General features: G+C 63.2%; 21 protein-coding genes. 9 read left to right on the top strand and 12 right to left on the bottom strand.

Annotated elements, in window-relative coordinates; translation table 11 throughout:
- Positions 1-169: 169 nt before the first annotated feature.
- The 4 genes from ACQKPZ_RS04855 to glnT all read right to left on the bottom strand — a co-directional run bounded on the left by ACQKPZ_RS04855 (position 170) and on the right by glnT (position 4,520).
- Positions 170-1,495: an FMN-binding glutamate synthase family protein gene (locus tag ACQKPZ_RS04855; protein ID WP_016715698.1), complete on the bottom strand. Its 1,326-nt coding sequence runs from the start codon at positions 1,493-1,495 to the stop codon at positions 170-172.
- A 15-nt stretch (positions 1,496-1,510) separates the two neighbouring features.
- Positions 1,511-2,185, bottom strand: coding sequence for a protein glxC (locus tag ACQKPZ_RS04850; protein WP_427535860.1), 675 nt, complete (start codon positions 2,183-2,185; stop codon positions 1,511-1,513).
- Positions 2,186-2,212: 27 nt separating this feature from the next.
- Positions 2,213-3,118 carry a class II glutamine amidotransferase gene (locus ACQKPZ_RS04845; RefSeq protein ID WP_427535859.1) on the bottom strand — a complete coding sequence of 302 codons (906 nt, stop codon included), beginning with the start codon at positions 3,116-3,118 and terminating at the stop codon, positions 2,213-2,215.
- Between the two features lie 67 nt (positions 3,119-3,185).
- On the bottom strand, positions 3,186-4,520 hold the full coding sequence (glnT, locus tag ACQKPZ_RS04840) for a type III glutamate--ammonia ligase (RefSeq protein ID WP_427535858.1): 1,335 nt from the start codon (positions 4,518-4,520) through the stop codon (positions 3,186-3,188).
- Positions 4,521-4,866: 346 nt separating this feature from the next.
- Here glnT and ACQKPZ_RS04835 point away from each other — a divergent pair, with 346 nt between their 5' ends.
- Positions 4,867-5,460, top strand: a complete 594-nt coding sequence (locus ACQKPZ_RS04835; RefSeq protein WP_136915286.1) for a helix-turn-helix domain-containing protein — start codon at positions 4,867-4,869, stop codon at positions 5,458-5,460.
- A 293-nt stretch (positions 5,461-5,753) separates the two neighbouring features.
- Entirely contained in the window at positions 5,754-6,683 is a 930-nt protein-coding gene (locus ACQKPZ_RS04830; RefSeq protein ID WP_427535857.1) for a DMT family transporter, read from the top strand.
- 91 nt (positions 6,684-6,774) lie between these two features.
- Here ACQKPZ_RS04830 and ACQKPZ_RS04825 read toward each other — a convergent pair whose 3' ends face one another.
- Positions 6,775-7,476, bottom strand: coding sequence for an NUDIX hydrolase (locus ACQKPZ_RS04825; RefSeq protein WP_427535856.1), 702 nt, complete (start codon positions 7,474-7,476; stop codon positions 6,775-6,777).
- 138 nt (positions 7,477-7,614) lie between these two features.
- On the opposite strand from ACQKPZ_RS04825, the gene ACQKPZ_RS04820 reads away from it, so the two are divergent.
- Together ACQKPZ_RS04820 and pncB are read left to right on the top strand one after the other, a co-directional pair.
- The gene (locus tag ACQKPZ_RS04820; RefSeq protein WP_427535855.1) at positions 7,615-8,265 is read left to right on the top strand and encodes an isochorismatase family protein; all 651 of its coding nucleotides are present in this window, start codon (positions 7,615-7,617) and stop codon (positions 8,263-8,265) included.
- Entirely contained in the window at positions 8,262-9,461 is a 1,200-nt protein-coding gene (gene pncB, locus ACQKPZ_RS04815; protein ID WP_427535854.1) for a nicotinate phosphoribosyltransferase, read from the top strand. Before ACQKPZ_RS04820 ends, pncB begins: the two co-directional genes overlap by 4 nt.
- 114 nt (positions 9,462-9,575) lie before the next feature.
- Here pncB and ACQKPZ_RS04810 read toward each other — a convergent pair whose 3' ends face one another.
- Complete coding sequence (locus ACQKPZ_RS04810; protein ID WP_427535853.1) at positions 9,576-10,463, bottom strand: LysR family transcriptional regulator; 888 nt, start codon at positions 10,461-10,463, stop codon at positions 9,576-9,578.
- 111 nt (positions 10,464-10,574) lie between these two features.
- Here ACQKPZ_RS04810 and ACQKPZ_RS04805 point away from each other — a divergent pair, with 111 nt between their 5' ends.
- Both ACQKPZ_RS04805 and ppnN read left to right on the top strand, forming a co-directional pair.
- Positions 10,575-11,636, top strand: coding sequence for a YeiH family protein (locus ACQKPZ_RS04805; protein ID WP_427535852.1), 1,062 nt, complete (start codon positions 10,575-10,577; stop codon positions 11,634-11,636).
- Between the two features lie 210 nt (positions 11,637-11,846).
- Complete coding sequence (gene ppnN / locus ACQKPZ_RS04800) at positions 11,847-13,220, top strand: nucleotide 5'-monophosphate nucleosidase PpnN (protein WP_427535851.1); 1,374 nt, start codon at positions 11,847-11,849, stop codon at positions 13,218-13,220.
- Between the two features lie 45 nt (positions 13,221-13,265).
- Here the strand turns inward: ppnN and ACQKPZ_RS04795 are convergent, their stop codons facing one another.
- Entirely contained in the window at positions 13,266-14,411 is a 1,146-nt protein-coding gene (locus tag ACQKPZ_RS04795) for a GGDEF domain-containing protein (protein WP_427535850.1), read from the bottom strand.
- A 198-nt stretch (positions 14,412-14,609) separates the two neighbouring features.
- A complete protein-coding gene (locus tag ACQKPZ_RS04790) occupies positions 14,610-15,533 on the bottom strand; it encodes a LysR substrate-binding domain-containing protein (RefSeq protein ID WP_391129670.1) in 924 nt (307 codons plus the stop codon).
- 101 nt (positions 15,534-15,634) lie between these two features.
- Here ACQKPZ_RS04790 and ACQKPZ_RS04785 point away from each other — a divergent pair, with 101 nt between their 5' ends.
- Positions 15,635-16,621 (top strand): DMT family transporter, encoded by a 987-nt coding sequence (locus tag ACQKPZ_RS04785; protein WP_427535849.1) that lies wholly within the window; start codon positions 15,635-15,637, stop codon positions 16,619-16,621.
- Positions 16,622-16,704: 83 nt separating this feature from the next.
- On the opposite strand, the gene pssA is transcribed toward ACQKPZ_RS04785, so the two are convergent.
- On the bottom strand, positions 16,705-18,033 hold the full coding sequence (gene pssA, locus ACQKPZ_RS04780; RefSeq protein ID WP_427535848.1) for a CDP-diacylglycerol--serine O-phosphatidyltransferase: 1,329 nt from the start codon (positions 18,031-18,033) through the stop codon (positions 16,705-16,707).
- A gap of 180 nt (positions 18,034-18,213) precedes the next feature.
- Between pssA and ACQKPZ_RS04775 the strand changes: the two genes are divergently transcribed.
- Entirely contained in the window at positions 18,214-19,221 is a 1,008-nt protein-coding gene (locus ACQKPZ_RS04775; protein ID WP_391129679.1) for a GlxA family transcriptional regulator, read from the top strand.
- A 130-nt stretch (positions 19,222-19,351) separates the two neighbouring features.
- On the opposite strand, the gene ACQKPZ_RS04770 is transcribed toward ACQKPZ_RS04775, so the two are convergent.
- The 3 genes from ACQKPZ_RS04770 to katG all read right to left on the bottom strand — a co-directional run bounded on the left by ACQKPZ_RS04770 (position 19,352) and on the right by katG (position 24,577).
- The gene (locus tag ACQKPZ_RS04770; RefSeq protein WP_427535847.1) at positions 19,352-20,686 is read right to left on the bottom strand and encodes an MFS transporter; all 1,335 of its coding nucleotides are present in this window, start codon (positions 20,684-20,686) and stop codon (positions 19,352-19,354) included.
- A gap of 162 nt (positions 20,687-20,848) precedes the next feature.
- Complete coding sequence (locus ACQKPZ_RS04765) at positions 20,849-22,060, bottom strand: M24 family metallopeptidase (protein ID WP_427535846.1); 1,212 nt, start codon at positions 22,058-22,060, stop codon at positions 20,849-20,851.
- Positions 22,061-22,321: 261 nt separating this feature from the next.
- Positions 22,322-24,577 carry a catalase/peroxidase HPI gene (gene katG / locus ACQKPZ_RS04760; protein ID WP_427535845.1) on the bottom strand — a complete coding sequence of 752 codons (2,256 nt, stop codon included), beginning with the start codon at positions 24,575-24,577 and terminating at the stop codon, positions 22,322-22,324.
- A 448-nt stretch (positions 24,578-25,025) separates the two neighbouring features.
- Here katG and ACQKPZ_RS04755 point away from each other — a divergent pair, with 448 nt between their 5' ends.
- Positions 25,026-25,931, top strand: coding sequence for a LysR substrate-binding domain-containing protein (locus ACQKPZ_RS04755; RefSeq protein WP_427535844.1), 906 nt, complete (start codon positions 25,026-25,028; stop codon positions 25,929-25,931).
- Positions 25,932-26,000: the final 69 nt, after the last annotated feature.

The following is a 26,000-nucleotide window of genomic DNA, read 5'->3' as shown; positions in this document are numbered from 1 at the left end:
TTAAATGAAGTGGATGGTGGCGGCGTTGTCTTTGGCATTGGGGGGCTGTGTCAGTGTTTCGGAGCTGGAGCAATCGCACGAAAAGGCCGCTCCTACAGGAGATCGCGGTCCCTTGTAGGAGCGGCCTTGTGTCGCGAAAGGGCCGCAAAGCGGCCCCTTAATGGTCAGCTCAGTACTGCGCCTGCCCCGGCACCCAGGCCGTGCCGGCCAGCGGTACCCGCGCCATCGCCGCCGCTTCCACGGTCAACGCCACCAGGTCCTCCGGGTCAAGGTTGTGCAGGTGCGACTTGCCGCACGCCCGCGCCATGGTCTGCGCCTCCAGCACCAGCACGCGCAGGTAATTGGCCAACCGGCGGCCAGCCTCTTCCGGGTTCAGGCGCTTGGCCAGTTCCGGGTCCTGGGTAGTAATGCCGGCCGGATCGCGGCCGTTCTGCCAGTCGTCGTAGAAGCCGGCAGCCGAGCCAATCTTTTTCAACTCGCTGTCCAGACGCGGGTGGTTGTCGCCCAGGGCGATCAGCGCCGCCGTACCGATGGCCACCGCATCCGCCCCCAGGGCCATGGCCTTGGCCACGTCGGCACCGTTGCGGATACCGCCCGAGACAATCAGCTGTACCTTGCGGTGCATGCCCATTTCCTGCAGCGCCTGCACCGCCTGGGGAATGGCCGGCAGAATCGGGATGCCGACGTGCTCGATGAACACTTCCTGGGTTGCCGCAGTACCACCCTGCATGCCGTCGAGCACGATTACATCGGCACCGGCCTTCACCGCCAGCTTGACGTCGTAGTACGGGCGGCTGGCACCGATCTTCACGTAGATGGGTTTTTCCCAGTCGGTGATCTCGCGGATCTCGGCAATCTTGATCGCCAGGTCGTCCGGGCCGGTCCAGTCCGGGTGGCGGCAAGCACTGCGCTGGTCCACACCGATAGGCAAGGTGCGCATGCCTGCAACGCGCTCGGTCACTTTCATGCCCAGCAGCATGCCGCCGCCACCTGGTTTGGCGCCCTGGCCAAGGACAATCTCGATGGCATCGGCCTTGCGCAGGTCATCGGGGTTCATGCCATAACGCGATGGCAGGTACTGGTACACCAGATGCTGCGACTGACCACGCTCTTCCGGGGTCATGCCGCCGTCGCCCGTGGTGGTGCTGGTGCCGGCGATGGTCGCGCCACGGCCCAGCGCCTCCTTGGCGTTGGCCGACAGCGCGCCGAAGCTCATGCCGGCGATGGTCACCGGAATTTTCAGGTGAATCGGCTTTTTCGCAAAGCGGTTGCCCAGCACCACGTCGGTGCCGCACTTTTCGCGGTAGCCTTCCAGCGGGTAACGCGACACGCTGGCACCCAGCAGCAACAGGTCGTCGAAGTGCGGCACGCGGCGCTTGGTGCCGCCACCGCGAATGTCGTAGATGCCGGTTTCAGCGGCACGCTGGATTTCCTGGATGGTCAGGCGATCGAAGGTGGCCGATTCACGCAGTACCGGGGGGAATTGTTCGCTCATGGGAATGCTCCTGGATCAGTACGCGCTGGCGTTGTCGACTTTGAAGTTGTACAGCTGGCGGGCCGAGCCGTAGCGTTTGAAATCGGCGGCCTTGTGGTCCAGGCCAGCCTTGCCCAGCAGCTCCTGCAACTCTTGCAGGTGCTCGGCGCGCATCTCTTTTTCGATGCAGTCCGAGCCCAGCGACTGCACCGAGCCCTTGACGTAGATACGCACCTCGTACAGCGAATCGCCCAGCGCGTCACCGGCATCACCACACACCACCAGGCGCCCGGCCTGGCCCATGAAGCAGCTCATGTGGCCGATGCTGCCGCCCACCACAATGTCCACACCCTTCATGGAAATGCCGCAACGGGCACCGGCGTCACCTTCGATCACCAGCAGCCCGCCATGGGCCGTGGCACCTGCGGCCTGGGAGGCACTGCCCTTGACCCGCACCGAGCCAGACATCATGTTCTCGGCCACCCCCACCCCGACGTTGCCGTGCACGGTCACGCTGGCCTGCTGGTTCATGCCGGCGCAGTAGTAGCCGGCGTGGCCTTCGATATCCACCGCCACGGCGGCGTTGATGCCCACGGCCAGGTTGTGCTTGCCATCGGGGTGGGTCACCCGCCATTCATGGTCCTGCACCTCGCCGTGAAGGGCCTGGTTGAGCACGCGCACCGAAGTGCTGGAAAGGTCGATCGTCTTCATAAGGTTCTCCAGATGTTCGGTGGCAGGTCAGGCGCTTTCGCGCTCCCAGACATACAGGGTGGCGGGTGCCGGCTCCCAGACCCTGGCGTGCTCGATGCCTGGCAGGCTGGCCAGGGCCTGGTACTCCGAAGCCATGGCTACGTAGTCTTCGGTCTCGGCCAGCACCGCCGGTTTGCAGGCAATCGGGTCGCGGATCACGGCAAAGCCGTTGCGGGTGCCGATGGCAAAGGTGAAGAAGCCATCCAGGTCCTCCAGCGCGCCATCCAGGGCCTGGGCCAGGCTGTCGCCCTGCTGCAGGCGCCAGGTCAGGTAACCAGCGGCTACTTCGGTGTCGTTGTCGGTCTCGAAGCTGATGCCTTCGCGCTTGAGTTCCTGGCGCAGGCGGAAATGGTTGGACAGCGAGCCGTTGTGCACCAGGCACAGGTCGGCGCCGGTGGAAAACGGGTGGCTGCCTTCCATGGTCACGGCGCTTTCGGTGGCCATGCGGGTGTGGCCAATGATGTGGCTGCCCTTCATGCCGGCCAGGCCGAAGCGGCTGGAAATTTCTGCTGGCAGGCCCATGCCCTTGAGGATTTCGATGCTCTGCCCGGCGCTCATGATGCGCACACCGGGGGCCAGCTCAGCCAACGCCGCACGGGCAGAGGCTTCATCCGTGTGCACCTTGAGCACGGCGGCGCTGGCATTCTGGAACCAGTCCAGCGAGCAGCCCAGGCGCCCTTCCAACTGGCCCATCAGGGTGGTCCAGGGGTAGTTGATATCCGTGGCTTGCAAAGTCAGCTTGACCCAGCCATCGGCCACTTCGTCGCCATAGATGGCAAAGCCGGCGCTGTCCGGGCCACGGTCGGTCATGGCTTGCAGCATGGGTTCGAAGAGCTTGCCAAGCTGGGCTTCCAGCTCGGGCTTTTTCAGGTACAGACCTACGATTCCACACATGGTGATGCTCCTTACTAGGCAGTGGGCGAGCGCTTTCGTGTTGCCCGCCCAAGGGATTGGGGGGCGGTCAGAAGAACTCGGTGTAACGCTGGATTTCCCAGTCGGAGACGTGGCGGCAGTACTCCACCCACTCCATGCGCTTGAGCTTGATGAACTCCTCGACGATCTCGGCGCCCAGCACCTCGCGGAACAACGGGTCGGCTTCGAGCGCGTCGGCGGCCTCTTTCAGCGATTGCGGCAGGGTCTTGATGCCGCGTGCGGCAATTTCTTCAAGGCTCAGGTTGTAGAGGTTTTCATTGCACATCTCGCCCGGTTCCAGCTGGCGGTCGATGCCATCGAGGCCAGCGGCGATGATCGCGGCGGTGACCAGATACGGGTTGCAGCCAGCGTCCGGCAGGCGGAACTCCAGGCGACCGTAAGGAATACGCACCATCGCCGAACGGTTGTTGGCCCCCCAGGCGACGAACGCCGGGGCCCACGTCGACCCCGACAATGAACGGCCCACCACCAGGCGCTTGTAGGAGTTGACCGTGGGTGCCGCAAAGGCACACAACGCCGCGCCGTGGGCCATCAACCCTGCGGCAAAGTGATAGGCCAGTTTCGACAGGCCCATGCCGCTGCTGTCGGACGGGTCGTGGAACAGGTTCTTGTTGGTGCTGCTGGCCAGCGACAGGTGAAAGTGCATGCCATTGCCAGCGCGCTTGGGGTCGGGCTTGGGCATGAACGAGCAGATCATGCCCAGGTCGTTGGCGATTTCGCCGGCGGCCATGCGGAAGAAGGTGAAGCGGTCGGCCGATTCCATGGCGTCGCTGTAGGTGTAGTTGATCTCGAACTGGCCGTTGGCGTCTTCGTGGTCGATCTGGTAGATGTCGAAGCCCACCGGCTGCAGCGCTTCAGTCAGCTTTTCAAGGAACAGGCGCGAACGAGACAGCCCCTTATAGTCATAACAGGGCTTGTCGAGGTTGTCGGAGGCATCCACCAGTTGCAGCTTGCCGCCTTCGTCGCGGCGGAACAGGCTGAACTCCGGCTCAAGACCGGTGTTCAGGGTCCAGCCCTTGTCGGCCAGGCGCTGTACCTGCTGCTGCAACACATGGCGGGTGTCGTAAGGCCAAGGCTGGCCATTCACGTGGCCCACGCACACCACCCGGCCATAACCTGGCTGCCAAGGCACCGGAATCAGGGTAGAAAGGTCGCCGCGGGCCATGAAGTCCGGGCCGTGCGGTTCCATGCCCATGCCACAGATGGCGAACCCGGCAAAGCCGGCGCCTTCCTCGGCCACCATCTTCAGGCCCGAGACCGGCACCGATTTGGTCTTCGCCGAGCCATGGATATCGACGAACTGCGCCAGCACGTACTTGATGCCGTGCTGGTCGAGGGTGCGCTGGGTTTCTGCTGGCAACATGGGTTGAACACTCCTGGGTAAGGGGCAATGATTCCGCATGAGAAACTTAGTTTCCTCACAGGAATGCAATGTGCTTGCCAACTTTGTTCAGGGTGCTGCCTTGCGTTGCCTGTGCCGGCCTCTTCGCGGGCAAGCCCGCTCCCACAGTGTTCGCCGCTAAGCCTTGTGGGAGCGGGCGTGCCCGCGAAGAGGCCGGCACAGGCAGCACAAAACCCAGCCAGGTTTTTATGCGCTATTTATGGGAAACTTGTTTTCACCCGAGGAAAGAAGCGGCCAACGCAGCTGCATTTCGCACTTTCCCAGTGCGCAATATTTATTCTTGAACTGAAACCGTGCAGGACATTCGATGTCGACCGAAACCGAACCGCGCCTTCGCCTGGAGCAGTATCTGGGCCTGCAGATCAAGCGCCAGCGCCAGGCCCAGTCCCTCAAGCTCGCCGATGTGGCCCGCATCGCCGGTATCAGCCAGGGCATGCTGAGCAAGATCGAGAACGCCCAGGTGTCCACCAGCCTCGACACCCTCAGCCGCCTGTGCGACGTACTGGGCATGCCAATGGCCAAGCTGTTCAGCCAGTATGACCAGCCCGACGGCAATGCCTTGCTGGTGAAAGCCGGCGAAGGGCTGGAAGTGGTGCGCCGCGGCACCGAGAAGGGCCACACCTACCACTTGCTCAATCACGCCAGGGGGCCGAAAAAGAACTTCGAGGCGTACATGGTGAGCATGGACGACGCCAGCGAAGAGTTCCCGACCTTCGCCCACCCCGGCACCGAGTTCCTCCACTTGCTGGAAGGTGAGCTGGTATACCGCCATGGCAACCAGCTCTATCACATGCAGGCCGGCGACAGCCTGACCTTCGACGGCGAGACGCCGCACGGCCCTGAGCAACTGGTACAGGTACCCATCCGCCTGTTGTCGATCATGAACTACGGCGACGAATGACGCGGCGCTGCAAGGCAACAGCCGATGTCGCGATCAGACAAGCACACGTCGCCCGCGATCGCCTGACAAGCCTGTATACAAAGATAATACACACATCAACCAGCCCCGCGCCGTGGGCTGGTAGACGTGGTAACCGCGAGTAAAACAGCCTCGCTTCACAATTCCAACGCTGTGGCGCCTTTTTGCACCGGGCAGTTCGTCCGGGCTCATAACGATAAAACTCCCAGTATTAAAGACCCGCGTCGCGCAACCGGGAGTGTATGCGCGCGCCACATTGTGAAGACTTGACTGCCATGATCGCGACTTCAATCCCCGTAGCCGGTGCTGCCACCGGCCACCGTAACGCCCTGTGCGTTGCTCATATTGCGGCTGTACTGTTCGGCCTGACCGGTATCCTCGGTCACCTGATCGAGGCCGACGCCAGCATCATCACCTTCGGCCGTGCCACCTTCGCGTTTATTGCACTAGGCTTTGTCGCCGGGCTAAAGGGTACACGCCTGCTCGATGCACTCACTGTGCGCAACCTGCCGGTGCTGGGCCTGACCGGCGCTTTGCTGGCAACCCACTGGGTCACCTTTTTCATTGCGGTGAAAGTGGGCGGCGTGGCCGTGGCCACCTTGGGCTTTGCCAGCTTCCCGGCGTTCATCGCCATGATCGAGCGCGGCGTGTTCGGCCAGCGAATCGGTGCGGTGCAAGGGTTGCTGTTGCTGATGGTCACGGCCGGCCTGGTATTGGTAGTACCCACTTTTGACCTGCTCGACAAAGGCACCATCGGGCTGCTGTGGGGCCTGGGCTCGGGCCTAGCGTTCGCCTTGCTGACCGTGGCCAACCGCCGCAACGGTTCGAGCATGAACGCCATGCAGGTAGCCTTCTGGCAGAACGTGGTGGTGGCCGCGCTGGTGGCGCCATTCGCCTTCACCCACCTGGGCAGCACCAGCCTGGCAGGCAGTGACTGGGTCAACCTGGCGCTGCTGGGGGTGTTCTGCACCGGGCTGTCGCAGTTCCTGTTCGTCAAGAGCCTGGAAGGCCTGGAGGCCCGCACAGCCGGCATGATCATCGCGCTGGAGCCGGTGTACGCAATCATCGGTGCGTGGTGGTTGTTTGGTGACCAGCCGAGCCTGCGCATGGCGGCGGGGGCTGCCTTGATTGTGCTGGCGACCATTCTGGCTGCGGCGCGCAAGGCACCGGCGGAGCAAGGCGATACCAGCCGCTGCGCGCATTGATGTATCCATTGGGTTTGGCGTCTGCATTGTGATCGAGCGCCGCGCAGGCGGCGCTTGATCTCACAACCGCTGAATGCCTGAAGGCGCCCCCCTATCCTTCCGGCAACACGCTGCGGTCAAACATGTACGCCCGCTCACCCTGCGGCGTGTACTGATACAACTGCTGCGGCCTGCCTAACCTGGGCTGGTTCTTTTCCCCGGTGTCCCTTACCCACCCCAGCTCACGCAAGCGTTCCAGCCGCTTGCGCAGCGAGGTGCTGTTCACTGGCTGCCCCAGGCACGCCTGCACCGCCCCCAACGCATCAAGCACCGTGAACCTCTGCGCCAGCAGGTACAGCGGCAGGCTGCTGTACACCGTCTTGGCTGCCAGCCGCTCACGCGCGCGCTCCACCAACAGGTTGTGGTCGAACGGCAACAGCACTTTGCGCCCCACCACGCTGTCCAGGTCGAAAAACGCCAGGTGCTCGCCCTCCACAGCTTGCGCCGGGTCAAGCAACGCCAGGTAAAAGGTGCTCAACGACCAACCACGCGGGTCGCGGAATGCATTGCCTTCGGTACCTACCTGCTCCATGTAGCACGGCACAACCCGGGCCTTCTCGCGCAGGGCCCTGCTGGCGGCGTCTTCCAGGCTGGTGTCCGGGGTTCGCCCGTTGACGATTACGCCGGGCAACGCCCATTGACCGGCATGCGGCTCGCGCTCACGACGGTGCAACAACACTTGCAGATGCTGGGCATCAGGGGCCATGCGCAGGGCGACGATGTCGACACTGGCCAGGACTTCGGCTGTACTCACCATGCAGCTCCTTGTTCAGTAACACAATAATCCACCAGAGCATCTAAGTAAGGCAATCCTGAACCTCTCGAAAGCTGTAACTTGACACACTTAGTACACCAGGTGAATTATATAAGCATTCCAGCAAGGAGAACCACCATGAAGATCGCCAGTTTCGATGTCGACGCGCAAAACGGCTTCACGGCCAACGCCCCGCAGGAACTGCCCGTCCCCGAAGGCGACGAAATCGCGGCTGATCTGAATGCCATGGCGCTACGCGCCGACCTGCGCCTGGGCAGCAAGGACGCACACCCGGCCAACGCCGCCTGGGTGGTCGCCGACCCCGCGCACATGCTGCAACCCCTGCAACTGGATAACGCAGACCTGACCTGGGTCAGCCACTGCGTGCCAGGCACGCCGGGTTTCGAGCTATTGGCCGGCCTGCCCGCCCCCATCGATTACGACTATTTCGTGTGGAAAGGTGTGGAACCCGACCTGCACCCTTACGGCGCCTGCTACCACGACCTGGCCGAACGCCGTTCCACCGGGGTAATCGAGTACCTCAAGGTGCAACAGGTTGATACGGTTATCGTCGGCGGGCTGGCCCTGGATTACTGCGTCAAGACCACCGCCCGCCAGCTGCGCCAGGCCGGCTTCAAGGTACTGCTCTACCTGCCAGCCTGCCGCGCCCTCACCCAGGCAGGTGCCATCGAGGCCTGCGGCGCCCTGGCTGCCGAAGGCGTGATCCTGTGCGGCGACGAGGCCGCGCTCGACTATCAGCTTGCCCAGATCAAGGACGCCCGCCCATGAGCGACAGTGTTTTCGGCCCGCGCATCATCCAGAACCTGCTGGACACCGACTTCTACAAGATCACCATGATGCAGGCGGTGCTGCACAACTACCCCAATGCCGAAGTGGAGTGGGAGTTCCGCTGCCGCAATGGTGAAGACCTTTCCCCCTACCTGGCCGAGATCCGCTACCAGGTGGAGCAACTGGCGGAGGTGACGGTTACCCACGACCAGCTGGCCTATCTGGAAAAAATCCCCTTCCTCAAGCCAGACTTCATCCGTTTTCTCAGCCTGTTCCGCTTCAACCTGCGCTATGTCCATGTCGGCCTTGACGGCGCAGGGCAACTGGCGATCCGCGTGCGCGGGCCGTGGTTGCATGTAATCCTTTATGAAATCCCGTTGCTGGCAATCATCAGCGAGGTACGCAATCGGTATCGCCACCGCGACGTGGCCATCGAGCAAGTGGGCGAACGCCTGTACCAGAAACTGGACTGGCTCAAGGCCGAGGCCAGCGCTGCGGAGCTGGCCGGCTTCCAGCTGGCAGATTTTGGCACCCGGCGACGCTTCTCTTACCGGGTGCAGGAAGAAGTGGTGCACATCCTCAAGCACGACTTCCCGGGGCGTTTCGTGGGTACCAGCAATGTGCACCTGGCCCGTGAGTTCGAACTCAAGCCGCTGGGCACCATGGCCCATGAATGGTTCATGGCCCACCAGCAGCTTGGCCCGCGCCTGGTCGACAGCCAGGCCGCTGCGCTGGAATGCTGGGTGCGCGAGTACCGCGGGCTGCTGGGCATCGCCTTGACCGACTGCATCACCATGGACGCGTTCCTGGGTGACTTCGACTTGTACTTTGCCAAACTGTTCGACGGCCTGCGGCACGACTCGGGTGACCCGCTGGCTTGGGCGGAAAAGGCCATTGCCCACTATGAGCGACTGGGGATCGACCCCAGGAGCAAGACGCTGATCTTTTCCGACGGGCTGGATTTCACTAAAGCGCTGGGCCTGTACCGGGCGTTGCATGAACGGATCAATGTGAGTTTTGGCATTGGCACCCGGCTGACCTGCGATATCCCGGGGGTGGAGCCGATGAACATCGTGATCAAGATGACAGGTTGCAACGGGGCGCCCGTGGCCAAGATTTCCGACAGCCCGGGCAAGACGCAATGCCGGGATGAGAATTTTGTGGCCTATATGAAGCATGTATTCCAGTTAAGTTGATGGCGTCTGTGCGGGCCTCTTCGCGGGCACGCCCGCTCCCACAGGGATGGCGTACCCCCTGAAAGCAGCGCTGTACCTGTGGGAGCGGGCGTGCCCGCGAAGAGGCCCGAACAGTCAACCCACCTCTTGCATACCAGTGCACAACTCAAAAAACCGCGCCGCCGCCCGCGACGGCGTGGCCGCATGTGGCATCAGTATGGAAAAACGCCTGACCATAGGCTCAGGCGCCACCTGCAACCGGTGCAGTGCCCCATCTTCATGGCGGATGGACATCGCCGACACAAAGCCAACCCCCATCCCGGCACGCACGGCCTCCTTCACGCCCTCCACCCCGGCAATCTCCAGCGCCACGCGCATCGCCACGCCATCCCGGGCAAACGCCCGCTCGACGATCTGCCGCACGCCCGAACCGCTCTCGCGCAGGACCAGCGGGTAGGCGCCCAGCGACGCCAAGGTCTGCTGGTCACTGCCCGCCAGTGGGTGACTACTGGGCACAATCGCGACGATCTCGTCCTCATGCCAAGCCGTCACTTGCGTACCCAACGCCAGCTCCTGCCCAGGCGGGCCTTCGATCAGGGCGATATCGACACTGTCCAGTGCGGCGACGATCTCCGCCGTGTTGCCATGTGAAGTGCTTACCAGCACATCCGGATAGCGCCCGTGAAAATCGGCAATCAGGTAAGGCAGCAGGTAGCTGGCCGGCGTGGTGCTGGCACCGATGCGCAAGGTGCCGCGCTCCAGCCCACGCATGGCCTCACGCAGTGCCTGGGCCTGGCGAAAGGTTTCGCGCAGGCGCTCGGCATGGGCCAGCAACTGCTCGCCAGCCGCCGTCAGCCGCACGCCACGGCCGGCACGTTGATAAAGAGGCTCGCCAAAGGCCTCCTGCAACAGCTTGAGCTGGCCGGACACTGCGGGCTGCGACAGATGCAGGGCCTGGGCCGCATGGCTGATGTTGCCGTGCTCGGCAACCGTTGCAAACGTTATCAGCTGTTCTGGGGTCATGTTTTAAAAATATCAGCCATTCGGATATTTGCCATTCTAAATTACGATTTTTTATAAGCTTATAACCAGATTAACGTAGGCCCTGTCGAAACACTTTTCCGGAGGACTCACATGGCCACGGTTCCGTCCAACCCTGCTTTTGCCCCTACCCTTTCCACCAAAGGGCGGCTGAATGGCATCCTGTTCGTCGCGCTATTCGCCCTGGCAGTCACGCAACTGGCGGCCATGCCCGCCATCGCCAACCTCGGCATCAGCCCGCTGATCGTCGGCATCGTCGCCGGGGCGCTGTATGGCAACGCACTGCGTGATGGCGTACCGGCCAGCTGGGCTGCCGGCATCAACTTCTCGGCCCGCGGCTTGCTGCGCATTGCCGTGGCCTTCTTTGGCCTGCGCGTCAGCCTGCAGGAAATTGCCGAAGTCGGCTGGTCGGGGCTGATCGTGTCGCTACTGGTGGTGTCCAGCACCTTGCTGATCGGCCTGTGGTGCGGCATGAAGCTGTTCAAGCTGGACCGCGACACCGCCCTGCTGACCGCCGCAGGCAGCGCCATCTGTGGCGCCGCTGCGGTGCTGGCCTTCGAATCGGCGCTGCGCAGTGCCCCGCATAAAAGCGCGATGGCAGTCGGCAGCGTGGTGCTGTTCGGCACCTTGTCGATGCTCCTGTACCCGCTGGCGATCAACGCTGGCTGGTTGCACCTGGACACCCTGGGCGCCGGGCTTTTCCTCGGCGGTACCCTTCACGAAGTGGCGCAGGTGGTTGGCGCAGCCAGTAACGTAAGCCCTGAAGCCACCCATATTGCAACCATCGTCAAGATGACCCGGGTAATGCTGCTGGTGCCGGTATTGTTGGTGGTAGGCCTTTGGATCAGCCGTTCGCGTAAAGCCGGCCTGGCGCAAGGCAACGGGCGCATTGCGATGCCCTGGTTTGCCTTCGGGTTCCTTGCGCTGGTGCTGGTGAATTCGCTGCAGGTGCTGCCTGGCAGTGTGACCCAGGCGGTCAACAGCCTGGACACTTTTGCCCTGACCATGGCCATGACTGCGCTGGGGATGGAAACGCGCTTCAGCCAGATTCGCCAGGCCGGGCCAAAGGCGCTGGCTACCGGGGCGATTCTGAACCTGTGGCTGGTTGGTGGAGGGCTGGCGATTACCCTGGGTGTGCAGAAACTGTTGGGTTGACTTGAGAGCGAGTCGCCTGCTTCGCGGGCTTGCCCGCTCCCACAGGGTCTGCGCTGCTCTCAGGGCTTGCGCAGTACCTGTGGGAGCGGGCAAGCCCGCGAAGAAGCCAACCCGGTCTCAAGGATTTTCACCCACCCCCTCGTTGCCGCCCACATTTCTCGGTATGGTGTTGTCAAAGAAGGATGTTTTACCCGCACAGGAAAGACTTAGATGCCTCAACGCAATGTCATCAATGCATCCGTCAGCCCCAAAGGCAGCCTGGAAACGCTGTCACAACGTGAAGTGCAGCAACTGAGTGAAGTCGGTACCGGTAGCCTTTACACCCTGTTCCGCCAGTGCGCCCTGGCTATCCTCAACACCGGCGCCCATGTCGACAATGCCAAGACCATCCTTGAGGCCTACAAGGACTTCGAGGTAAAAATCCACCAACAGGACCGCGGTGTTCGCCTGGAGCTGTTGAATGCCCCGGCAGACGCCTTCGTCGATGGCGAGATGATCGCCAGCACCCGTGAAATGCTGTTCAGCGCCCTGCGTGACATCGTCTACACCGAGAGCGAACTGGCCAGCCAGCGTATCGACCTGGAAAGCTCCCAGGGCATCACCGACTACGTCTTCCACCTGCTGCGCAATGCCCGCACCCTGCGCCCGGGCGTGGAGCCGAAAATGGTGGTGTGCTGGGGCGGTCACTCGATCAGCAGCGAGGAATACCAGTACACCAAGAAGGTCGGCCACGAGCTTGGCCTGCGCAAGCTGGATGTATGCACCGGCTGCGGCCCAGGCGTGATGAAAGGCCCGATGAAGGGCGCCACCATTGCCCACGCCAAGCAACGCATGCATGGCAGCCGTTACCTGGGCCTGACCGAGCCAGGCATCATCGCCGCCGAAGCCCCCAACCCTATCGTCAACGAACTGGTGATCCTGCCAGACATCGAGAAGCGCCTGGAGGCCTTCGTGCGTGTCGGCCACGGCATCATCATCTTCCCGGGCGGTGCCGGCACAGCCGAGGAGTTCCTGTACCTGCTGGGCATCCTCATGCACCCGGACAACCACGACCTGCCATTCCCGGTGGTGCTCACCGGCCCGCGCAGCGCCGAGCCTTACCTGCAACAGTTGCATGCCTTCGTTGGCGCCACCCTGGGCGAGGCGGCGCACCGCTTGTACGAAATCATCATCGACGACCCGGCAGAAGTTGCCCGGCACATGGTCGAAGGGCTCAAGGAGGTCAAGCAGTTCCGCCGTGAGCGCAACGACGCCTTCCACTTCAACTGGCTGCTGAAGATCGAGGAGAGCTTCCAGCGCCCGTTCGACCCGACCCACCAGGCCATGGCCGAGCTGGACCTGCGCCGTGACCTGCCCCCGCACGAGTTGGCGGCCAACCTGCGCCGGGCGTTCTCCGGCATTGTTGCGGGCAACGTGAAGGACAAGGGCATCCGCCTGATCGAAGAACACGGGCCGTATCAGATCCACGGTGACAGCGCCGTGCTGGACCCGCTGGGCCGGCTGTTGCAGGCCTTCGTCGACCAGCACCGCATGAAACTGCCCGGCGGCGCTGCGTATGTGCCGTGCTACCAGGTGGCGACCTGACCCCCTGCCTTCAAGCCATCAGGGCCGCTTCGCGGCCCCGATGGCTTACTGGCTGATATCAGCCATCGGGCGCTCGACAAACCGGATACTGTCCCGCCCGCTGCGCTTGGACTGGTACAACGCCACATCCCCCTGCTCGATCAACGCCGCCAGGCTTGCGGGTGGCTGGTCGAACAGGTTGGCACCGATGCTCAAGGTGACCGCCTGCGGCGTAGGCACGGTCTTGCTGGCATATTGCTGGAACTGCTCACGCAGCAACTCGCCCAACTCCATGACCCGCTCGTTGCTGGCCCCGCACAGCAAGATGACGAATTCATCGCCGCCTAACCGCGCCGCCAGCGAGCGCTCGGGCAGCACCGCGCGAATGATCTCGCTCAACGCAATCAACAAGCGGTCACCCGCGATATGCCCGTGCAGGTCATTGACCAGTTTGAAGTTGTCGATGTCGATCAGCAGCAAGGCCCCAGGCTGCGCCGGGTTTACTTCCTTGAAGAAATGCCCGGCCCTGACCTCCAGGGCACGCCGGTTGTACAGCGCGGTCAACGGATCACGCGCGGCCAGCCGGGCAATCCGCTCCTCGCGCCGATAACGCACGGTGCCCGTCATCGACAAGGCAATCAGCATGATCGCCATCGCCCCCTCGACCAGGGAAATCTGAATGATCAGCCCGCCAAAAGTGGCCAGGTCGATCACCGTACCCGGGGTAATTGCGATGATTGCCTTGAGCACATAGAACAGGCCATGGATCAGCAACACATAGCGCAACTGCACCGCGCCAACACTTAGCGACTTGCCGTGGGGCCGCAGCAGGAAGCTGGCCTTCAGCGTCAGCGCAGCCACCAGCAACGAGTTGGCCATCAGCATCACCTTCGACCACTGCGGCCCAGCGGGCAACAGCAGCAAGGCGAACCAGACCACCACGATCATCAGCCAGGCACGCGACAAGCGCTCTTGGGTAAAGCGCAGCACACCCATCAGGAAGAACGCGTGCGCCACCACCAGCAAGCCATTGGCGAACCAGATGCCGATAAACAGAAAACCGATCCCGCGCAACAACGCCAGGATGCAACCAACAGTAATGGTGGCGAAACCTGCGCTCCAGAACAGCAACGAGGACTCGCGGACACTGCGCCATTCAATCGCCAGGTACAGGGCAGCCGCGGCTGCCAGGGCGACCGAAATGGTCAGCATCGTGGGTGGATCTAGCGCCATATACGCTTTGGCCTATCTGGTTAACGAGGAAAAGGCGCAATTGTATGCGCTTGTGATGACTTTTCAGAGAGACCTTGGTCAGGAGCCTGTAAAACATGGCTCACCTTCAAGGCTCCCCAGGGAGAATAGATATCATATTGATATCATCGCTTGCTGGGTAGCTGACCTGACGATCAGTCACCCTTCATAGGGCTCACCCGAAGCTGGGGCAGCCAACTGCCGCCCCGACAGGAAGCTCACCAGCTGCCGCCCGTGTGAGCTCAGGCGCTCCCAGTCACGGAAACACAGGCGCAGTTCAAGGGTGGCCCAGCTTTCCGCCAGGGCGACGCGGCGCACCGGCAGCTCCTGCTCGGCGCGCACGGCGGCGGTTTCAGGCAGCATGGCCACGCCCGCACGCTGTGCAACCAGTTGCGCGATGGCCTCAAAGCTGGGGGCGCGTACACGCACCTTCAGCGGCATGGCCAGGTTCATCGCCAGTTCCTCGACAAAGCGCTGCATCGGCCGCCCGGCCGGCAGGCAAATGAACGCATAGCCCAGGGCATCGACCAGACGCAGCTGCTCGCGCCCGGCCAGGTGATGGTCCGCGGGCACCAGCATCACCAGCCGCTCGGTGCGAAACGGCAGCGATACCACACCCCCGCTGGGCAGAATGCCGTCGTACACACCAATCTCGCATTCGTTGGCCAATACCACCCGCAGCACGTCCACGCTCTTGTGTTCCATCAGTTGCAGGTCGACTTCCGGGTAGTCCGCCAGAAACGGCCCAAGTATCGCCGGCAACAATGTGCTGTTGGCCACCGTCGACGCCGCCAGGCGCAACGTGATGCGCTGCTCGCCAGCCATTTGCTGCAAGGTCTCTTGCAGTTTTTGCGCTTCGCCGAGCACATTGCGCGCACCCTCCAGCACCAGGCGTCCGGAAGGTGTCAGTTGCATGCCATCGGCCTTGCGAAAGAACAACACCAGGCCACAGCGCTCTTCGAGCAGTCTCAGGCGAGTACTGGCAGCCGATACAGCCACCGGGAAGGTCGCAGCGGCCTTGCTCAGGCTACCTGTGGCGGCAATGGCCAGCAGCAGGCGCAGGTCGGTCAGGTCGAATTGCATGCCCTTCTCCAAAACAGAAGACCCTGTTCACTAAAAAGCGATTCTAGCGCGACAGCCTTCTGTTCAGAATAAGCCATGCCCTTTTCTGCCGCAGGTACTCCATGAATGCACTACGCAGCCTGATCCAACGCCAGTTGCAGAGCGGCGCCTTGTACGCCGTGCTGGCCGCCCTTGGCTTCAGCTTCAAGGCCATTTTCGTCAAGCTCGCCTACGCTGCCGGGCCGGTGGACGCCATCAGCCTTTTGGCCATGCGCATGGGGTTGGCGCTGCCGCTGTTCGCCTGGCTGGTATGGGCTAGCCGTAGCCAAGGCAGCGCCCCTCTGAACCTGGGCGACGGTTTGCGTGTGGCTTTGCTTGGGCTGCTGGGGTATTACCTGGCCAGCCTGTTCGATTTCTATGGCTTGCAGTACATCAGCGCCGGGCTGGAACGGCTGATTCTGTTCACCTACCCGACGCTGGTGCTGGTGTTCCAGGCCATCGCCCTGCGTGAACGGCCAAGCCTGCGCACGCTGTCGGCCATGGGCCTGTGCTACCTGGGGCTGGGCATCGCCTTTGTCCATGACATCAGTGTCGCCGGGGCAGGCCAGCAAGTGGTGCTGGGCTCGCTGTGGGTGTTTGCCAGTGCGGTGACCTACGCACTTTACTACGCCGGTACCGGGATGATGCTCAAACGCATGGGCTCGATGCGCCTGGCCGGCCTGTGCGGCACCGCATCCTCGCTGATGGTGTTGGCGCATTACCTGCTGGTGGCCCCCGTCGGGCAGTTGTGGCAATTGCCCGGCGCGGTATGGGCCAATGCCGGATTGATGGCGGTATTTTCCACGGTGTTGCCGATCTACTGGGTGGCGCTGGCGATTCAGCGGTTGGGGCCTACCCACACGGCGGCGGTGGGCAACCTGGGGCCGGTGCTGACGGTGCTGGCGTCGTGGGCGGTCTTGAGTGAAGAGATTTCGCTTTATCAGATCATCGGGCTGGCGGTGGTGCTGCTTGCCGTGTCGCGGCTCAAGCCGAAGGGTACACAGCCTGGCGCGGTCCCTGTAGGAGCGGCCTTGTGTCGCGATCGGGCTGCAAAGCAGCCCCATCAATAGCGGCGGTGACGCTGAAATCGAGGGGCCGCTTTGCGGCCCGATCGCGACACAAGGCCGCTCCTACAAAAACGCACCAGGCGGCGTCACAGCACCCGTTTGATCAACGGCTCCAGCCGGCTGTAACGCAACCTGCGCAGGAACTTGCGCACTTCCTTGGGGTGTTCGGACTTGACCCCCAACGCCTCTGCCGAACCGATTTTCGGCGCAAACCGGCGCAATTCGGCCAGCTCTGCCTCCCGTGGCCCCAGCCACTGCCCCTGCGGGTCATCGATCAGCAGGCCGTTCTCCAGGTCCAGGTTGAAGCCGCGCGGGTTCAGGTTATTGCCGGTCAACAGCGAATAGCGCTGGTCTACCCACACGCCCTTGGCGTGGAAGGTGTGCCCGGGATCGTTCCAGATCCGCACTTGCAACTGGCCGCTGGCAATTGCGCCATGGCGGCGACGGGCGAAGGCCCGCAGGTTGTCTTCGTACAGATAAGGCAACGCGCCACTGGCACTGAACGGCTCGCCAGGCGCGATATAGAAGTCGTTGGCCGTACGGTCACCCACGATCAATTCCACTTGCACACCACGCTCCAGCGCATGGTCGAGTTCGCGCATCACGACCCGCGGCGGGTTGAAATATGGCGTGCTGATGACGAGCTGCGTGCGCGCCGCCGCCAGCATGGCGCACAGCGCCCGGTTCAACGGGTTGCCACGGCCCACGCCCAACAGCGGAATCACCCGCAACCCCTGCCCCGCCACACTGGCCGGTGCCTCATAGGCCATGCGCCGCAAGCGTGCACGCAAGCGCCGGATGTCACCGCGCAGGCTGCGGGTGGTCGGGGGCGCCGGCAAGTCGAGGCGCGGCGTGGCGGTGGTGTGCAACAGGCGCTGCACCAGGCCTACCATGGCGTCGGCCAGGGCTGGCGACTGGAACAGGTGGTAGCGGTCCAGGCGATAGCGGTCGAAGCGGTGCAGGTAGACGTTGTTCACGCTCGCGCCGGTGTAGATCACGCAATCGTCGATGATACTGCCCTTCAGGTGCAGCACGCCAAACAGCTCGCGGGTTTGCACCGGCACCCCGTGAATGGCGATGTCCAGCCCACGCAGCTGGCGCTGGGCCTGGTACCAGGCCGCGTTACCTGGCTGTCGCCCGGCCCCGAGCAGGCCCCGGCGGGCACGGAACCAGTCGACCACGATGGTGATTTCAAGCCCTGGCCGCTCGGCCTTGGCCAGGTACAGGGCATCCAGCACTTCCTGGCCGGCCTCGTCTTCCTGCAGGTACAACGCAACAATCACAATGCGCCGGGTCGCGGCGCGGATGCGTTCGAGCAGGCAGGCGCGGTAAGCCTTGGCATCAGGCAGCACCTGGATCGACTCGGGCGACATGGCGTAGCCTGGCAGTGCCGCCAGCATGGATTCGGGGTTCACGAACGATCACCTTCTTTGTGCAATCACTGTCGGCCTTGCCAGCCGGCAGGGCCATTCCTGGCCGCTGCGCCCAGGGTGTACTATCGACCCGGCAACGACCCATAACAACAAGAACCACGCGAGGCTGTTTTTCTCACTGCCCCTGACGAACGATGCCTCAGCTTGCACAGGAACAGCGCAATGGTCCACCCCGCTTCTGCAAACCCATCGCCATCTATTGTAAAGAGTTGTTCCGTAAAGACCTTCGGCTTTCTGATCTTGCCCAATTTCACCACCATCGGCCTGGCCTCGGCGGTGGAGACCCTGCGCATGGCCAACCTGGCCGCGCGCAAGCCCCTGTTTCGCAGCGTACTGATTGCCGCGGGCGATGCACCGGTGGCCGCCAGCAACGGTATGCGCGTACTGCCCGACTACAGCATTGCCAACGCCCCCGCGCTGGACGCGCTGCTGGTGGTCGGTGCCAACCCGATTGACCGTGGCCGTGGCAACCGCCCGCTGATCGACTGGTTGCGCCAGCTGGCACGCCAGCACTTGCCATTGGGCGGTATCTGCACAGGCAGCTACCTGTTGGCCAAGGCCGAACTGCTCAAAGGCTACCGTTGCACCATCCATTGGGAAGACCTGCCGACGTTGCAGGCGCATTTTCCCGGCATCGTCATCTCCAGCCAGCTGTTTGAGCTGGACCGGGACCGCTACACCTGCTCGGGTGGTGTGGCGGCCATGGACATGATGCTGCAACTGGTCGCTCGCGAACCGGGTGGCCAGGACATCGCGGCCAAGGCGGCCGAGCTGCTGCTGTGCGACCGGGTGCGTGGCGAACGCGAGCGCCAGCGGGTGCCGCTGCGCACCCTGCTGGGCAGCGGCCAACCCAAGTTGAGCCAGGTGGTGGCGATCATGGAGGCCAACCTGGAAGAACCGTTGGGGCTGGAAGAGCTGGCCAGCCTCAACGAAGTGACCGTGCGCCAGCTGGAGCGGCTGTTCCACAAGTACCTGCAGCGTACGCCCAGCCAGTATTACCTGGAGCTGCGCCTTTCGCGGGCGCGGGAGCTGCTGCTGCGCAGTGATGTGCAGGTGCGTGAGGTGGCGTTGGCGTGTGGGTTCAGTTCGCCGGCCCATTTTTCCAAGAGTTACAGCCGGTTTTTTGGGTTGTCGCCACTGGGGGAGCGGCGGCAAGCCTCTTTGCATTGATTCATGATTTGCTCCGGCCTGTACCGGCCTCTTCGCGGGCACGCCCGCTCCCACAGGGACCGCGCAGTATTCAGGTCTGCGGGGTTCCTGTGGGAGCGGGTTTACCCGCGAAGAGGCCGGTACAGGTTGATCAGTCTTCCAGCGCCGAATGCGCAGTTTCCCGGCACATCAGCATGGCCACCAGCGCCACCAGTGCCGCCGCCAGCAAATACCCCGCCGGTGCCAGCTTGCTACCCGTCACCTGTATCAGCCAGGTGGCAATGAACGGCGCAGTCCCGCCAAACAGCGCGTTGGCCAGATTGAAGCTCAGGGCAAAGCCACTGAAACGCACCCGGGTCGGGAAAATCTCCGCCAGCAGGCAAGGCAAGGTGCCGTCGTTCATTGCCAGTATCGCCCCGAAGCAAATCTGGATAGCCAGGATCACCACCAGCGGCTGCCCATCGAGCAGGCCGAACAACGGCACGGTCAGCCCCAGGAACAACAGCGAAGCCACCACCAGCATGGTCTTGCGGCCAAACCGGTCGGACAACCGCCCCATCAGGAAGATCAAGCCGATGTAGGTGGCCAGCGACACCGTCGAGGCAATGAACGAATCCCGCTCGCTCATGCCCATTTCAGTGGACAGGTAGGTTGGCATGTAGCTGAGCAGCAGGTAGAACGCCACCGCATTCAGGCAGGTAACGCCAATGCCGATGGCCAGGCTGCGGCGGTGCTGGCCCATAAGTTCGCGCAGCGGCATCGGTGCCATGCCAGCCTTGTGTTCCAGGCGTTGCTCCATCTCCAGGAACTTGGGCGTGTCCTGCAGGCTCATGCGGATATAACGCCCAACCAGCCCGAACGGCGCCGCCAGCAGGAACGGCAGGCGCCAGCCCCACTCATGCAGGGCTTCGCTGCTGAGCAGCTCGTGCAGTAACGCCACGAACGCCGCACCGAACAGCAACCCGGCCGCCGTGCTGGCCGGCACGATGCTGGTGTACAGGCCACGCCGGCCGGGTGGCGCGTACTCGGCCAGGAACGCCGCAGCACCTGCATATTCGCCCGAGGCGGAAAAACCCTGCACCAGGCGGATCAACAGCAACAGGGCCGGCGCCCACAGGCCGATTTGCGCATAACCGGGCAACAGGCCGATGCAGAAGGTGGACACCGACATGATCAGGATGGACCACGACAGCGCATTGCGCCGGCCATGGCGGTCGCCAAAGTGGCCCCAGACGATGCCGCCCAGCGGGCGCACCAGGAACGACAGGGCAAACACGGCGAAGGTTGCCAACAGGCCGGTGGTTTTGTCAGTTTGCGGGAAGAAGGTGGCGGCGATGATGGTTGCCAGGTAGCCGTAAGCGGCGTAGTCGAACCACTCGACGAAGTTGCCCATGAAACTGGCCCGGGCGGCCTTGCGCAGGGCCTGGCGTTCGGCGCTGGGCGCGGCGCCGTCGAGGGTGGGTGCATTCAGGGTGGTGCTGGACATGACGGGTACCCTCTGGTTCTTTTAATTGGAGGCAGGGTCTGGTGGTCATACAGTGATTTTTTTATTGTCCAGGCTGGCCTTTTCGCGGGCAGGCCCGCTCCTTCAGGATGTGTGAGGCCCCTGTGGGAGCGGGCGTGCCCGCGAAGCAGGCGACGCCGATGCTTACTTGCGAATGATGTTGTGCTCCGGCCCATACGGGAACTTGGTGATGTTCTCAGCGCCGTGGTCATTGACGATCAGGATGTCATGCTCGCGGTACCCGCCCGCCCCTGGTCGCCCTTCAGGCAGCATGATCATCGGTTCAATCGACACCACCATGCCCGGCTCCAGCACCGTGTCGATGTCTTCGCGCAGCTCCAGCCCCGCTTCACGCCCGTAGTAGTGGCTCAAGGTGCCGAACGAATGGCCATAGCCAAAGGTGCGGTACTGCAGCAGGTCGTGACGCAGGAAGATCTCGTTCAGTTCGCGGGCAATGTCGCTGCAGCGCATGCCCGGGCGTACCAGCTTCAACCCGGCCTCGTGCACTTCGACGTTGGCCTGCCACAGGCTCAGGTACTCGTCCGGGCAGTGGTCAAGGAACAGTGTGCGCTCCAGCGCGGTGTAGTAGCCAGCGATCATCGGGAAGCAATTGAGGCTGAGGATCTCACCTTTGCCAACGCGACGGCTGGTGACCGGGTTGTGCGCGCCATCGGTGTTGAGCCCGGACTGGAACCAGGTCCAGGTGTCCATCAGCTCCGCATCGGGGAAGCGCCTGGCGATTTCACGCACCATCGCCTGGGTGGCATGCAGTGCCACTTCATACTCCGGCACCTGATCACGCAGCGCCTCCACCACAGCCGCACCGCCAATGTCGGCCACCTGCGCGCCATGGCGGATCAGCGCCTGTTCCTCGGCCGACTTGATCATGCGCATGCGCATGCACGGGGCGCCGATGTCCACCAGCTCGGCCTTGGGGTAGCAGGCGGCGATCTTGGCGTGGTTCTGCAGATTGAGGTGATCGTGCTCCACGCCAATCCGCGAGGCCAGCGGCAGCGCCTGCTGGATGGCAACGAAGTAGTTGTCGCGCTGCCAGTCGGTGTAGACGATGTTGTCAGTGCCGACCGTGCGCCGCCAGGGTTGCCCACCGTCGATGTTGGCGCTGATCGAGACAACCTTGTCCTGGGTGATCACCAGCGCATAGGGGCGGCCGAACGAGCAGTAGAGGAAATCGCTGTAGTAGTTGACGTTGTGGTACGACGTGAAGATGGCTGCCTCGATGTCCTGATCGGCCATGTAGGCCCGCAGGCGAGCGTGACGGGCCACGTATTCCTGTGCCGAAAAGGTTGGCTGCACCTTGTCGCCGTTGCGGATATTCAGGGTCTTGGGCATTTGCATGGTCGGGGTTCCTTGTCGTTATAAGCACGCTGTTCAGGCTTGCCGCCTGAGAAGCATTGCAACAGAACCGACGAGGGCGCTTTTGTATCTATCCGACCTCAAATTGGCGGGATTGCCACTACCCTTGGGGCTGCTTTGCAGCCCTATCGCGACACAAGGCCGCTCCTACAGGTATCGCGCTAGCCAGGAGGCTATGCAGGACCTGTAGGAGCGGCCTTGTGTCGCGATAGGGGCGCAAAGCGCCCCCGATGTCCAACACCTTTACTTCAGGTCAAAGCGGTCCAGCTCCATGACCTTCTGCCAAGCGGCAACAAAGTCCCGAACAAACTTGTCCCCCCCATCACTGCTGCCGTACACCTCGCTCAACGCCCGCAGTTGGGCGTGTGAACCAAACACCAGGTCAACCCGGCTACCGCTCCACTTCACCTGCCCGGTCTTGCGGTCACGGCCTTCGAAGCTTTCGTTGTCCGCCGACGTCGCCTTCCACTCCACGCCCATGTCCAGCAGGTTGCGGAAGAAGTCATTGCTCAAGGTGCCGACCTTGTCGGTGAACACACCCTGCTTGCTGCCGCCATGGTTGGCGCCCAGCACGCGCAGGCCACCGATCAGCACGGTCAACTCCGGCGCAGTCAGGGTCAGCAACTGGGCCTTGTCCAGCAACAGCTTCTCGGCCTTGACGCTATAGCGGGCCTTGGTGAAGTTGCGGAATCCATCGGCCAACGGCTCCAGCACCGCGAACGACTCGACGTCGGTCTGCGCCTGGGACGCATCGACGCGGCCCGGTCGGAAGCCCACGTTGCCACTGTAGCCGGCATCCTTGGCGGCCTTTTCCACGGCTGCGGTACCGGCCAGCACGATCAGGTCGGCCAGCGAGACCTTCTTGCCGCCGTTATTGAAGTCGGCCTGAATCTTTTCCAGCGCCGCCAGTACCTTGTCGACACCCTGGTTGGCAGCCCAGCCGTTCTGCGGCGCCAGGCGCAAGCGGGCGCCATTGGCACCACCGCGCTTGTCAGAGCCACGGAAGGTCGAGGCCGATGCCCAGGCGGTGGAAACCAGCTCGCCCACACTCAGGCCCGCACCCAGCACCTTGGTTTTGAGGGCCGCGATGTCTTGCTCGCTGAGCGTGGATGAATCGGCTTTGGGCAACGGGTCTTGCCACAGCAGCTCTTCGTTTGGCATTTCCGGGCCCAGGTAACGTGCCAGCGGGCCCATGTCGCGGTGGATCAGCTTGTACCAGGCGCGGGCGAACGCATCCGCCAGCTGGTCGGGGTTCTCCTTGAAGCGGCGGGCGATCGGCTCGTAGATCGGGTCGAAGCGCAGCGCCAGGTCGGAGGTCAACATGGAAGGTGCATGCTTTTTACCCGGGTCGTGCGCATCCGGCACCGTTCCGGCGCCTTTGCCCTCTTTCGGCCGCCATTGGTGCGCGCCTGCCGGGCTCTTGGTCAACTCCCACTCAAAGTTGAACAGGTTGTTGAGGTACTCGTTGCTCCATCGGGTGGGGGTGGAGGTCCAGATCACTTCCAGGCCGCTGGTGATGGCGTCGCCCCCCTTACCGCTACCGAACTTGCTGGCCCAGCCCAGGCCCTGCAATTCCAGGCCAGCCGCTTCCGGTTCGGGGCCGACGTTGTCGGCAGGGCCGGCACCGTGGGTTTTGCCGAAAGCGTGGCCGCCAGCAATCAACGCTACGGTTTCTTCATCGTTCATGGCCATGCGGCCGAAGGTTTCACGGATGTCCTTGCCCGAAGCCACCGGGTCCGGGTTGCCTTCCGGGCCTTCCGGGTTCACGTAGATCAGGCCCATCTGCACGGCAGCCAGCGGGTTCTCCAGGTTGCGCTCGGCCGACAGGTCGCGGTTCTGTTCCTCCCCATGCTTGGCCGGCTCGGCCACCAGATCACCCTGGCCTGGCGGCTGGGCCTTGACCTGGTCCTTGCCGTAGCGAGTATCGCCGCCCAGCCAGACCTTTTCCGAGCCCCAGTACACGTCTTCGTCCGGCTCCCACACATCGGCGCGCCCGCCCGAAAAGCCGAAGGTCTTGAAGCCCATGGATTCGAGGGCAACGTTGCCGGTGAGCACGATCAGGTCGGCCCAGGAAATCTTGTTGCCGTACTTCTGCTTGATCGGCCACAGCAGGCGCCGGGCCTTGTCCAGGCTGACGTTGTCCGGCCAGCTGTTGAGCGGGGCGAAACGCTGCTGGCCAGAGCCCGCACCGCCCCGGCCATCGCCGATGCGGTAGGTACCGGCGCTGTGCCAGGCCATGCGGATGAACAATGGGCCGTAGTGGCCGAAGTCGGCGGGCCACCAGTCCTGCGAGTCGGTCATCAAGGCGGTCAGGTCTTTCTTCAAGGCCTGGAAGTCCAGGCTCTTGAACGCCTTGGCATAGTCGAAGTCCGGGTCGGGGCTGGACTTGGTCGAATGTTGGTGAAGAATTCTCAGGTTGAGCTGGTCAGGCCACCAGTCACGGTTGGTGGTGCCGCCACCTGCGGTTTGATGGAACGGGCATTTCGATTCGTTCGACATCTGCGGGTACCTTTGGGTCGGTTATCCAGATTTCCGGTCTGTGCCAGGTGTTCTTTCAGCCGAGCGCGTGGGCTCGTGCTACCCCTCATCAGGTCTACACGGGGCTTGCGAAGCTGTCACGGCAGGTTGACGCGGTCTTGCACACAGGTGCTGCCACGCCGCCCACTCGCGCAATTCGCGGGGCCAGGGGAAAGACTAGCCGAGCTTGGGCAGACTTCTAATAGAGTGGCTGTTAGGGGGTGATAGGCTGGCTCTGTCAGCGCTTTCCTGTCCTGGCCTCTTCGCGGGCGCGCCCGCTCCCACAGGATCTGCACAGGCCTTGAAAACCGCGCTGTACCTGTGGGAGCGGGCGTGCCCGCGAAGAGGCCGGCACATCCATACAAGGCAAGCAGGCCGCCCACATGCTTCAATACACCGCCAAGCCCTCTACCCCCGGAACCTGAGCCCAATGAACCGCAACGACCTGCGCCGCGTCGACATGAACCTGCTGGTGCTGTTCGAAGCCCTGATGATCGAACGCAACCTGACCCGGGTCGGCGAAAAGCTGTTCATCACCCAGTCCACCGTCAGCGCCGCCCTCGCCCGCCTGCGCGAGCTATTCGACGACCCGCTGCTGATCCGCAATGGCCGGGCCATGGAGCCCACCCCAAGGGCCATGCAGATCTTCGCCGAGTTGGGCCCGGCCATGGACGTGATTTCCGCCGCCATCAGCCGCGCCCGCGAATTCGACCCGGCCAGCAGTTGCAATGTGTTCCGCCTGGGCCTGTCGGACGATGCCGAGTTCGGCCTGTTCCCGGCCCTGCTGCAGGCCCTGCAAGAAGAGGCCCCGGACATCAGTGTGGTGGTACGCCGGGCCAACTTCCTGCTGATGCCCGGCTTGCTGGCCAGCGGCGAGATCTCGGTAGGCGTGAGCTACACCACCGACTTGCCGGCCACCGCCAAGCGCCGCAAGCTGCGCAATATTGGCGTGCGGGTGCTGCGTGCCGACGACCGCCCAGGCCCGTTGACCCTCGACGAATACTGCGCCCGCCCGCATGTGATGGTGTCATTCTCCGGCGACATGAGCGGCAACATCGACCTGGACCTGGCACGCATCGGCCGCTGCCGCAAAGTGGTGCTGGCGGTGCCGCAGTTCGGCAGCCTGCGCGCCCTGCTGCGCAACACCGAGATGATCGCCACAGTACCCGACTATGCCGCCTGCGCCTTGGCCGACGACGGTAGCCTACGCGCCGACCCGGCGCCGTTCGATATCACCGAGGCCGAGCTGTCGATGGTGTGGAGCGGCGCCCAGGACAACGACCCGTCCGAACGCTGGCTGCGCGAGCGCATCCTGCAATTCATGGCTGCGCAGTAACACATCGACCTCATCGATAGCCACCATGAATGCCATCAAGTTCCGCAGCGGCCGGCCCGGGCGGAAGAT

Source organism: Pseudomonas sp. NPDC089547 (assembly GCF_050280665.1).
Classification (GTDB): domain Bacteria; phylum Pseudomonadota; class Gammaproteobacteria; order Pseudomonadales; family Pseudomonadaceae; genus Aquipseudomonas.
Note: the sequence above shows the minus strand (reverse complement) of the source record. Positions and strands in the feature narration are given on the sequence as shown.